The 9,690-nt window shown below is 70.8% G+C and carries 13 protein-coding genes; 5 read left to right on the top strand and 8 right to left on the bottom strand.

What is annotated here, in order from left to right; translation table 11 throughout:
- Both BMW99_RS16165 and BMW99_RS16160 read left to right on the top strand, forming a co-directional pair.
- Positions 1–229: ATP-binding protein (locus BMW99_RS16165; RefSeq protein ID WP_177226082.1), on the top strand; the 229-nt coding region annotated here is incomplete at its 5' end.
- A 92-nt stretch (positions 230–321) separates the two neighbouring features.
- Positions 322–708, top strand: a complete 387-nt coding sequence (locus BMW99_RS16160) for a barstar family protein (protein WP_069467423.1) — start codon at positions 322–324, stop codon at positions 706–708.
- A 77-nt stretch (positions 709–785) separates the two neighbouring features.
- Here the strand turns inward: BMW99_RS16160 and BMW99_RS16155 are convergent, their stop codons facing one another.
- The 4 genes from BMW99_RS16155 to BMW99_RS16140 form a co-directional block, all read right to left on the bottom strand.
- Positions 786–2,420, bottom strand: a complete 1,635-nt coding sequence (locus tag BMW99_RS16155) for a Rieske 2Fe-2S domain-containing protein (protein WP_245791486.1) — start codon at positions 2,418–2,420, stop codon at positions 786–788.
- Between the two features lie 244 nt (positions 2,421–2,664).
- Positions 2,665–3,330, bottom strand: coding sequence for a dihydrofolate reductase family protein (locus BMW99_RS16150; protein ID WP_069465942.1), 666 nt, complete (start codon positions 3,328–3,330; stop codon positions 2,665–2,667).
- The gene (locus tag BMW99_RS16145) at positions 3,330–3,830 is read right to left on the bottom strand and encodes an SRPBCC family protein (protein ID WP_069465943.1); all 501 of its coding nucleotides are present in this window, start codon (positions 3,828–3,830) and stop codon (positions 3,330–3,332) included. The genes BMW99_RS16150 and BMW99_RS16145 overlap by 1 nt, the downstream gene beginning before the upstream one ends.
- A 3-nt stretch (positions 3,831–3,833) precedes the next feature.
- Positions 3,834–4,175, bottom strand: coding sequence for an ArsR/SmtB family transcription factor (locus tag BMW99_RS16140; RefSeq protein WP_069465944.1), 342 nt, complete (start codon positions 4,173–4,175; stop codon positions 3,834–3,836).
- A gap of 385 nt (positions 4,176–4,560) precedes the next feature.
- Here BMW99_RS16140 and BMW99_RS42655 point away from each other — a divergent pair, with 385 nt between their 5' ends.
- Complete coding sequence (locus BMW99_RS42655; protein WP_256090440.1) at positions 4,561–4,683, top strand: hypothetical protein; 123 nt, start codon at positions 4,561–4,563, stop codon at positions 4,681–4,683.
- Between the two features lie 90 nt (positions 4,684–4,773).
- On the opposite strand, the gene BMW99_RS16135 is transcribed toward BMW99_RS42655, so the two are convergent.
- Together BMW99_RS16135 and BMW99_RS16130 are read right to left on the bottom strand one after the other, a co-directional pair.
- Complete coding sequence (locus tag BMW99_RS16135) at positions 4,774–5,292, bottom strand: hypothetical protein (RefSeq protein WP_245791485.1); 519 nt, start codon at positions 5,290–5,292, stop codon at positions 4,774–4,776.
- Positions 5,293–5,416: 124 nt separating this feature from the next.
- Positions 5,417–6,175, bottom strand: coding sequence for a class I SAM-dependent DNA methyltransferase (locus BMW99_RS16130; RefSeq protein ID WP_069465945.1), 759 nt, complete (start codon positions 6,173–6,175; stop codon positions 5,417–5,419).
- Positions 6,176–6,283: 108 nt separating this feature from the next.
- Between BMW99_RS16130 and BMW99_RS16125 the strand changes: the two genes are divergently transcribed.
- Both BMW99_RS16125 and BMW99_RS16120 read left to right on the top strand, forming a co-directional pair.
- Positions 6,284–6,532: a hypothetical protein gene (locus tag BMW99_RS16125; protein WP_069465946.1), complete on the top strand. Its 249-nt coding sequence runs from the start codon at positions 6,284–6,286 to the stop codon at positions 6,530–6,532.
- Between the two features lie 222 nt (positions 6,533–6,754).
- Positions 6,755–7,159 carry a VOC family protein gene (locus tag BMW99_RS16120; RefSeq protein WP_069465947.1) on the top strand — a complete coding sequence of 135 codons (405 nt, stop codon included), beginning with the start codon at positions 6,755–6,757 and terminating at the stop codon, positions 7,157–7,159.
- 78 nt (positions 7,160–7,237) lie between these two features.
- Here the strand turns inward: BMW99_RS16120 and BMW99_RS16115 are convergent, their stop codons facing one another.
- A complete protein-coding gene (locus BMW99_RS16115) occupies positions 7,238–7,726 on the bottom strand; it encodes a GNAT family N-acetyltransferase (RefSeq protein ID WP_075017017.1) in 489 nt (162 codons plus the stop codon).
- Positions 7,727–7,881: 155 nt separating this feature from the next.
- Complete coding sequence (aceB, locus tag BMW99_RS16110; RefSeq protein WP_075017016.1) at positions 7,882–9,519, bottom strand: malate synthase A; 1,638 nt, start codon at positions 9,517–9,519, stop codon at positions 7,882–7,884.
- Positions 9,520–9,690 lie beyond the last annotated feature (171 nt).

The raw sequence follows: 9,690 nt of genomic DNA, 5'->3' as shown, positions 1-9,690 counted from the left end.
GAACCTGTTCTTCCAGTTCATCTCGGGCCGCTACGAACGTGCGTCCGTGATTGTGACCAGCAACAAGCCCTTCGGGCGCTGGGGCGAGGTCTTCGGCGACGACACCGTCGCCGCAGCCATGATCGACCGTCTCGTCCACCACGCAGAAGTGATCTCCCTCAAGGGCGACAGCTACCGCATGCGCGGCCGCGACCTCGGACGGGTTCCCGCCGCCAACACCGGGGAATGACCAACATCAACTGACGCAAGGGGTTCACTTTCACCTGCCGGAAGTGGGTCACGATTCAAGCGTCGCCGACACCGCTGCGTATCCTGCTGGCCGTGACCGCGATATACGTGCTGGACGGCACCCAGATCAGGACGTTGGAAGACTTCTGGCGAGGTATCGGTGAAGCGATCAACGGTCCCGGTGGCTACTTCGGAAGGAATCTGGATGCCTTCGCCGACTGCCTGAGGGGTGGTTTCGGGACGCCCGACGACGATGATTTCGTGGTCGAGTGGCGGGACCATCAAACGTCTCGCGAGTACATGGGTTATCCGGAGACCGTCCGGCAGTTGGAGATCCGCTTGGCGCGCTGCCATTACACGAACCGCCCGGCGGTCAGCGCCGAACTGGCCGCGGCTCGTGAGGAGCGTGGAGCGACGGTCTTCGACTGGTTGACGACGATCTTCGAGGACGAGGCTCCTGGCGTCCTCCAGAAACGGTGAGGCACCAACACTGCACGGACAACGCTTGACGTGGGTCAACCACCACACGACCTTCCAGTCCATCGCGCGGTGGTCGCCTACCTCCGGGAGGGTCGCCCTGGCCGCCTACTGCGTTCCCCTTGAGGTGAGCCCGTCAGCGCTCCCTCGCGGCCCGCCCCTTGCTCGCTGGGGGCGGGATCGGAGGTCGGGTCGGCGGTCCGGGAGGCCCGGATGTCGTGTCCGTCCGAAGTGAGGCATTGGCCGCTGGGCAGGTCGAACATCCAGCCGTGCAGGTTGCAGGTCAGCACACCGTCCTCGATGGTTCCGAAATCGGTGAGGTCGGCGCGAAGGTGGGGGCAGCGGCGCTGCACCTGCCAGTCGTCGATGACGACGTCGTCGACGTCGTCGTCCGCGGAGGCGTAGTAGTTCTCCACGTAGTCGATGCGTTCCTCGGACAGGCACTTGAGGAACGTGTAGACGAACTCGTTGTAGGGCCCGACGCGTTCGGCGCTGAAGCGCAGGGAGAGCAGCAGGCTGTTGGACCAGTCGTTCTCTCGTGCCGCGATGTTGGTGGCCACGAGGTCTCCGGGGACGGACAGGGTGTAGCGGCAGCGTTCCCCGTCCCAGAGGCGGACCTGCCGTGCGGGAAAGTCGACGACGAGGGAGGTGTCGTCGACATCGAGCCGGAGGGGGCCGCCGACGCCTTCGCAGATCCTGTTCGCCCGGGCCAGCAGGGGTTCCCACCAGTCCTTCAGGGCGGCGAGCAGTTCGTCGCCGCGCAGGCTCGGAGCGCGGCTGTCCCGTTCGGCGGCCAGCTCGGGCTGCCGCCGGCGCGCATAGGCGCGCAGGTACTGCGGCTTGTGGTCGAACAGGTAAGTGATTTCATGCGAGTTGTATCGGTGGACGACCTCGCAGTCGCTCTTTCTGACCTTGGCGACGCTGCCCGGCAGCCACATGTGCGCCGGGACGTCGGGACGCTGCTCGGCGAGCGCCGACAGGAACTCCTGCTGGTCGGTGAAGATGCTCGCTCCGTCCTCGCCGGTGCCGTTGAGGTGGAACAGCTCCTCGTCGAGGAAGCACGGTGGGCCGGAATTGGGGAAGACGTGGGCGCCCTGGAGCGCGTCGATGTAGCGCACCGCCCGCTCGAACTGTCCCCGGCGTTTGCGTTCGGCGAACTGCCGCCTCGCGGCGTGTGGAAGGCGGTAGACCATGGGCCACCAGATGGCGCCGGAGAACTGCATGAAATGAGCGTGGACCCCGCCGAACTCGCGAATGGCCGCGGTGTCCAGCGGATGGGCGTCGTTCTGGTTGAGCAGGACGGTCTCCCCGTCGTCCAGTGACAGCGCCGAGTCCCCGATGGGACCATCGCCCGGCCCCGTCAGGGCAGTGACCATCATGCGCAGCCCGTCCCTCTCGACGGGGACGCCGCTGCGGGTCCGGAGAAACCGGGTGAAGCCCAGCGCCCGCAGCTCGCACTCCAACTCGTCAGTGGGGAAGTCGGGCAGCAGGACCGTGGCCTCCTTGCGCACGTGGCGGCGCAGGACCACGGGATCGAAATGGTCGCGGTGCAGGTGCGAGACGTACAGGTAGTCGGCGGAGCGCCCGTAACCGTCCCAGTCGAGGTCGCTGTTGTCCGGGAAGGGGAACCACGACCCGAAGAAGGCCGGGGAGACCCAGGGATCGCACAGGACCGACCCCCCCGCCGTTTCGATGAACAGTCCTGCGTGCCCCAACCCGGTGATACGCACAGTGCAGCCCCAAACCGTTCGGAGGACAGCCGCCCGGTAGGGAAGTGCGGCTCCGGTCGCTTCCGACGATCAGGCGGCCGCGGCGCGTCCGCAGCCACAAGGTCAGCCGGATAACCCGCAGCCGAACGAGACGTGCCTGGTCAGGCCGGTCCCGGGGCACGGGAATCACCGGTTCGGCCGTCACCCGGATCGCAGCGCCGGGCGCGGGAGCGGGGGAGTGGGGAAGCGGCTAGCGGGGGCGGACGGCGTAGGTGAGGTGGGTCACGCGCGCGGTCGGGTCCGCGCGGAGCGGTTCGAGCGCGACCCTGGAGGCGTCCACGCCGTCGAACAGGCGCGTGCCGGTGCCGAACAGGACGGGCGCCACCGTGACAGAGAACTCGTCGACGAGCCCGGCGTTGACGTACTCCAGGATCGTCGTGCCGCCGCCGGCGATGCGGACGTCGCGGTCGCCGGCCGCCTGGCGGGCCTGGTCGAGGGCGTGCTCGATGCCGTCGTCGAGGAAGTGGAACGTGGTGCCGCCGAGCCGCTCCCACGGGTCCCGCTTGGTGTGCGTCACGACGAAGACCGGCGTGTGGAAGGGCGGGTCCTCCGGCCACGACCGCTCGCCGAGTTCGAACATGCGCTTGCCCATGACGCTCGCGCCGGTGCGCTCGAACGTCTCCCGCGCGATGTCGTTGTCCCGGCCCTCGTCGCCGCCCTCGCCGAGCTTCAGGTTCTCCCGGAAGAACCGCAGCGGGAAGATCCACTGCTGGAGTTCCCCCCACTGCGCCATCCAGTGCCGGACCCGCGGGTCGTCCTGGTTCTCGGGCGCGAAGATGTCGTCGAGAGGGACGGACTCGGGCGCGACGAAGCCGTCCAGCGACATCGACACGCTGAAGAACACTTTCCCGGCCATCAGCCCTCAGCTCCGTTGCGAACGGTCTCGTCGACGTAGGCCGCCAGGCTGCTCAGCGTCTGCCGGCCGCCCTCGACGGCGTGGTACTTCTCGACGGCCTCGTCGCGCAGCTCCTTGGTGGGGAACAGCGTGCGCATCTCGATCCGGGTCGCCGCGCCGTCCGGCGCGAAGGTCACGAGCGACTCGAAGGCGTCCGGGTCGTCGCGGAACTCGCCGTGCAGCAGCGTGATCCGCTCCGGCGGGACGATCCGCAGCCAGCGGATCCACTCGCGGTAGTCGGTCCCGTCCGGCCCGTGCAGCACGAAGTGCCACTCGCCGCCCTCGCGGAACTCGAAGGACCGCGTGGTGGTGGTGAACCCCTCCGGACCCCACCACCGCGACAGGTGCCGGACCTCGGTGAACGCCTCGAACACCAGCTCGGGTGGCGCGTCGATGACCCGGGAGATCACGATCTCGCGGTCGGCCGTCGCCGGCTCGGCCCGCGTTTCCTGCCCTGCCATCGGTCAGTCCTCCTGCCGTGTCTGCTTGAGGTCCTGCACGTAGGTGTCCAGGCGGTCGAAGCTCTCGTTCCAGTACCGCTCGAATCCGCCGAGCCATTCGTGGACCGGCCGCAGCCCGCGGGCGTCCAGGCCGTAGAGGCGCTGCTTGCCGGCCTCGCGGACCCGCACCAGCCCCACCTCCCGGAGCACCCGCAGGTGCTTGGAGGCCCCCGGCTGGCTCATCCCCAACTCCTGGGCCAGGTCGGTCACCGGCCGCTCACCCGCTCGCAGCAGCGCCAGTATGTCCCGGCGCTGCGGCTCGGCGATCGCGTTGAACGCGTCCGACGTCGTCGCTGCTCGTGCCATGGCAGCCATCATATTCCCATATCGGAATACGTCAAGCGGGATGCCGGCCGGTGCGGGCCCGTACGGGCCGGTGCAGGTCGGCGGGGGTCAGTGGGGGGCGAGGGAGTCCCGCGGGTCCTCCGCCTCGTCCGTCCGGCCTCCCCCAGGAGCGGCGCCGCGGCGGGCAGGGCCCGGGCGGCCCGCCGAACCGCGCCGGTCGTCGCCGCTCGTCGCCGCTCGTCGCATCGTCGCGCCCGGTGTGTCCGCGGCTCGCCCCGTGAACAGGCAAGCAAACAGGCGTCGTTGGGGGCGCGTCGCATCGTGGAGTCGGTCTTCGGGGCGGCCTCATGGTGGGTGGCGAGCCGGCCGGCTGACCACCCATCCACCACGTGTCCGTGGAGGCCCGATGTCCGACAACTTCCTGACGCGGCGCGAGCGGCTCGCCCTGATCCGCGTCACTCTGAACGCCGCCGTGGCCGGGCTGGTGCGCGCCGTCGCCACCTGGCTGCTGGACCGGATGTGCTCGTAGCCGGGCAGCGGCCGTGACGGTGCTCGTGGGACGCGCTCCCGGGCACCGAACGGCATGCCGTCGCGCCTCGGCGAGGCGCGGCGGGACCGCTCAGGGGGCGCTGTGGTGGTCGTCGTCGAGGAGGGGGCTGTGGCGTTCGGAGAGGGGGCCGACGTTGAGGTCCTCGCGCATGAGCCGGCGCATCCTCGCGGCCGCCTTGCCGCGGGCCTCCCAACGTGCGCGGTCCTCGGGGCTGTTGACGGCCACGCCGTCGACATAGCCCTCGCAGATGCGGCGCAGGCAGTGGTACACACTGTTGGAGGCCTTCACGATGGGCTGCGGTGCGATGAGCCACATCCGTTCGGACGCGACGGAGATGCCTGACTCCCGAAAGGCCTCGCGCAGTGCGAGCGTTCGCGCGCCGTCGGACGCGTGCTCGCGTTCGGCCAGGGCCCGCAGGGTCTCGCCGAGGAGCTTCACGGCGGTGGTGTACTGCGTGTAGATCTCGAGCCGGAGGCGAAGCGCCTCCGCCGCGTCCTCGCGCTTCCACCGGTTCCGGTCCGCGATGAGGGTGGCGACGATGCCGATCGCCGCGCCGGCCAGGGTGGAGAGCAGGGGCAACCAGTCCATGCGGCTCAGCTTGTGCCATCGGGCGACGTCGCCGCCACGGGGTTGCGGGGATCGTTCAGGCGAGGCACGGGCGTTGGGCCAGGCGCCTCGCCCTTGCCGGAACCGGGCGCCCGGACAGGCGAGTTCAGCCGAGCGCCTTCTCCCAGACCGAGACGTGCTGGGGGCTGTCCTCGGTGAAGGGTTCGCGGGTCCAGCCGGCCCACCGGTTCCGCAGCCGCAGGCCCGCGAGTTGGGCCATGAGGTCCAGCTCCGACGGCCAGACGTAGCGGAACGGGATCGTCCGCGCCTCGCCGCGGCCGTCCTCGGTGACGGTGATGTACGTGCAGGTCGCGTCCTGGGTGACGGTGTCGTAGGTCGTGTACGCCCACTCGGTCGGACCGGTGGCGAACGGGACGATGTTCTGCCCGGCCGGGATCCGGCGCAGCTCGGGGACCCCCACCTCGACGACGAAGCAGCCTCCGGGGGCGAGGTGCGCGGCGGCGTTGCGGAAGCAGGCGACCTGGGCGTCCTGGCTGGTGAGGTTCATGATGGTGTTGAAGACCAGGTAGGCGAGGGAGAAGGGCCGCCCGCCGGGGCTCGTGTCCACCGTGGTGGTGGTGAAGTCGCCGAGGGAGACGCCGATGTCCTCGCCCCCGGGCTTGGCCCGCATCCGGGCCACCATGGCGCGGGACATGTCGATCCCGTGGACCGGAACGCCGCGCCGCGCGAGCGGCAACGCGATGCGCCCGGTGCCGACGGCCAACTCCAGCGCGGCTCCGTCGCCGGCCAGTTCGGCGAGCACGTCCACGGTCCGCTCGATCGTGGCCGGTTGGAACTCGGAACCCGACGACTCGTCGTACCGGCGCGCCACCTGTTCTCCGAAGTACCCGTCTTCATCAGTCACCGGCGGACGGTACCGCGGCAGCGGCCGATGCCGCCCGGAATTACCGGGCCCGCCGACCGCGCGGCGAACGCGCTTGTGGGGGTGGGGCTTTCGGCGCATGATGGCTGCGTGAACGACTGGCTGCGCGCACGGAGCGGGTGGACGACGCTCCTGCTCTTCTGGGGGGTCGCGCTGGCGGGGGCGCTGCTCGGCGAGATGACGTCGCGGTGGTTGCTGGAGCACCACCCGGCGACGTCCTTCACCGCGCACCTGCCGTGGTCGCTCGGCGGCTCGTTCTTCGTGGCTCTCTGCGGCACCGCCGGCACGCTCTCGCGACGGCGGCGACGTCACCCCGAGGGTGCCGCACCCGGCCGCTGAGGATCCGCCGCGACGAACGCGTCCGCCCCGACGGGCGCGTCGGGCGCGTCCGGGCGAACTCGCAGCGAGAGAACCCACTCGTCGTGCATGCTCATGGTCGAGCAGTCGAGCAGTCACCGCCGGCAACCGCCCCGGGGCGGGACGTGTGGGAGTGTCTCGGCGGCGGAATGGTCGTCACGGAGGCCCGTGCGGGCCTCCCCTGACAGGGAGAGTGATGCGTTCATGGCGTGTCGGATCAGTGAACTCGTGCTGGGGTGCCGGGAGCCGGAGGTCCTCGCGCGGTTCTGGTGCGAGGTGCTGGACTTCGTGGTGCTGGACCGCGAGGAGGACGGGACGCTGGAGATCGGGCCGCGCGAAGGCTTCGGCGGGCCCCAGCCGACGATCATCCTCAGCCGCAGGGACGAGCCGGAGAAGGGGAAGTCCCGGCTGCACATCGACGTCAACGCGACCGACCGCGACCAGGACGCCGAGCTCGAACGCCTGCTGAAGCTCGGCGCGCGCCCGGCCGACATCGGGCAGACCGGCGAGGAGCCGTGGCACGTCCTGGCCGACCCCGAAGGCAACGAGTTCTGCCTCCTCAGGGCCCGCCTCGCCCCGCTGGCGGGTGATTCCGGCACGGCCGGGTGAGGACGCGGATCGGCCGGCTCGCCCTTCGCCCGGAGGGCCGGCGGGCCGGCCGCCACGCGGGCTCGCCTCGTTCGGGGGCTACAGGGGGCGGAACATGATGTGGAGGCCGACGTAGCCGAGGTGGGGGTGGCGGAAGCCGTCGGGGACGGTGCCGAGGATGCGGAAGCCGAGGGAGCTGTAGAGGGCGACGGCGGGGGCGTTGGACTCGACGACGGCGTTGAACTGCATGCCGCGGTAGCCCTCGCGGGCCGCCCAGTCCAGGGTCTCGCGGCACAGGGCGCGGCCGACGCCGCGGCCGGCGTGGGCCGGGTCGACCATGAAGCTGGCGCTGGAGACGTGCGCCGCGTTGCCCATCTGGTTGGGGTTCATCTTCGCGGTGCCCAGCACCGTGCCCGCGTCGTCGACGGCGACGACGGTGCGGCCGGGCGCGGACAGCAGCCAGAACGCGCGGCCCTGCTCCTCGGTGATGTCGGTGGGGTACGAGAAGGTCTCGCCGGCCCGGCAGATGTCGCGCAGGAACGGCCAGATGTGCGGCCAGTCGGCCTCGGTCACGTCGCGGATGAGCATGCGGTCAGCTTGGTGGGCGGGCGGGCGCCCGGCAAAGGATTAAGCCCCTGCCGAATCCGCCCGCCGGCCCCGCCGGCCCCGCCGGCCCCGCCGCCCCGCCGGCCCCGCCGCCCCGCCGGCCCCGCAGCGATCGTGCGCCCGCCACGGACCCCTGCTCAGCCCTCCAGTTGCTCGTACGCCGGCAGCGTCAGGAAGTCGACGTAGTGCGCGTCGAGCGCGGTCCGCAGCAGCAGCTCGTACGCCTCCGTCCATTTGCCGACCGCGAAGGCGTCCTCGCCGACCTCGTCGCGGATCGCGGTGAGTTCGTCGGCCGCGACCTGGCGGACCAGCTCGTGCGTGGCCTTGCCGGGCGTACCGGTGCCCTCGACGTCGTCGAAGACGACCCCGGCGTTGGTCCACTGCCAGATCTGCGACCGGGAGATCTCCGCGGTCGCCGCGTCCTCCATGAGGTTGAAGATCGCCACCGCGCCCATGCCGCGCAACCACGCCTCGATGTAGCGGATGCCGACCTGCACGGCGTTGCGCAGGCCCTCGAACGTCGGCTTGGCGTCGAGTGAGGCGATGTCGATCAGCTGCTCGGCGGTGACGTGCACGTCCTCGCGCAGCCGGTCCTTCTGGTGCGGGCGGTCGCCGAGGACCGCGTCGAACGACGCGCGGGCGATCGGCACCAGGTCCGGGTGCGCCACCCAGGAGCCGTCGAAACCGTCCGCGGCCTCCCTGTCCTTGTCGGCCTTCACCTTCTCGAATGCCACCCGGTTGACCTCGGGGTCGCGCCGCGAAGGGATGAACGCCGCCATGCCGCCGATCGCGTGCGCACCGCGCTTGTGGCAGGTGCGCACCAGCAGTTCGGTGTACGCGCGCATGAACGGCGCGGTCATCGTCACCGCGTTGCGGTCCGGCAGCACGAAACGCGTGCCGCCGTCACGGAAGTTCTTCACGATGGAGAACAGGTAGTCCCAGCGGCCGGCGTTGAGCCCGGAGGCGTGGTCGCGCAGCTCGTAGAGGATCTCCTCCATCTCGTACGCGGCGGTGATCGTCTCGATCAGCACGGTCGCGCGGACGGTGCCCTGCGGGATGCCGAGATGGTCCTGCGCGAAGACGAACACGTCGTTCCACAGGCGTGCTTCGAGGTGCGACTCGGTCTTCGGCAGGTAGAAGTACGGGCCCTTGCCGAGGTCGAGCAGGCGCCGCGCGTTGTGGAAGAAGTAGAGGCCGAAGTCGACGAGGCCGCCGGGGACGTGCTCGCCGTCGACGCTCAGGTGACGCTCGTCCAGGTGCCAGCCGCGCGGGCGCATCACCACGGTCGCGAGCTCGTCGGCGTCCTTGAGGGCGTACGACTTGCCCTCGGGGGAGGTGAAGTCGATCCGCCGCTCGTAGGCGTCGATCAGGTTCACCTGTCCGGCGACGACGTTCTCCCACGTGGGCGCGGAGGCGTCCTCGAAGTCGGCCAGCCAGATCCGCGCACCGGAGTTGAGCGCGTTGACGGTCATCTTGCGGTCGGTGGGCCCGGTGATCTCCACCCGGCGGTCCTGCAGCGCGGCGGGGGCCGGGGCGACCTGCCAGTCGCCGTCGCGGACGTGCGCGGTCTCGGGCAGGAAGTCCAGGGTCGCGGTGCGGGCGATCTCGGCGCGCCGTTCGGCCCGCCGCTCGAGCAGTTCGGCGCGGCGGGGGGCGAAACGGCGGTGCAGTGCGCCGAGGAAGGCCAGCGCCTCCGGCGTGAGCACCTCCTCACCGCGGGGAACCGGTACGGCGGCCGCGCTGACGACCGCCGGGGACGGGGCGCTTGCGGACATGCTGTCACTCCTCCAGAGGGTGCCTGGTCAGGGACGGACCTCCACCGGGCCGCCGCCGCGGACGGCCGCCGCCCGCCTGCCCGTGATCGGGCGGGACAGGCCGCCGGCCGCCCGCTGCGGGAGCTCGTGCGTCGGTCCTCCGGGCCGCGCCGCGGGGGAGTGGCACGCGGT

Origin of the sequence: Actinacidiphila rubida, assembly GCF_900110255.1 — a bacterium.
Classification (GTDB): domain Bacteria; phylum Actinomycetota; class Actinomycetes; order Streptomycetales; family Streptomycetaceae; genus Actinacidiphila; species Actinacidiphila rubida.
The sequence above is the reverse complement of the archived record's forward strand: the minus strand, read 5'-3'. Positions and strand labels throughout refer to the sequence as shown.

Bases quoted from the DNA above. Each gene is read 5' to 3' on its own strand.
- BMW99_RS16150 (WP_069465942.1), bottom strand. From the start codon at position 3,330: ATGGCCGGGAAAGTGTTCTTCAGCGTGTCGATGTCGCTGGACGGCTTC.
- BMW99_RS16145 (WP_069465943.1), bottom strand. From the start codon at position 3,830: ATGGCAGGGCAGGAAACGCGGGCCGAGCCGGCGACGGCCGACCGCGAG.
- BMW99_RS16140 (WP_069465944.1), bottom strand. From the start codon at position 4,175: ATGGCACGAGCAGCGACGACGTCGGACGCGTTCAACGCGATCGCCGAG.
- BMW99_RS42655 (WP_256090440.1), top strand. From the start codon at position 4,561: ATGTCCGACAACTTCCTGACGCGGCGCGAGCGGCTCGCCCTGATCCGC.
- BMW99_RS16135 (WP_245791485.1), bottom strand. From the start codon at position 5,292: ATGGACTGGTTGCCCCTGCTCTCCACCCTGGCCGGCGCGGCGATCGGC.
- BMW99_RS16120 (WP_069465947.1), top strand. From the start codon at position 6,755: ATGGCGTGTCGGATCAGTGAACTCGTGCTGGGGTGCCGGGAGCCGGAG.
- BMW99_RS16115 (WP_075017017.1), bottom strand. From the start codon at position 7,726: ATGCTCATCCGCGACGTGACCGAGGCCGACTGGCCGCACATCTGGCCG.
- aceB (WP_075017016.1), bottom strand. From the start codon at position 9,519: ATGTCCGCAAGCGCCCCGTCCCCGGCGGTCGTCAGCGCGGCCGCCGTA.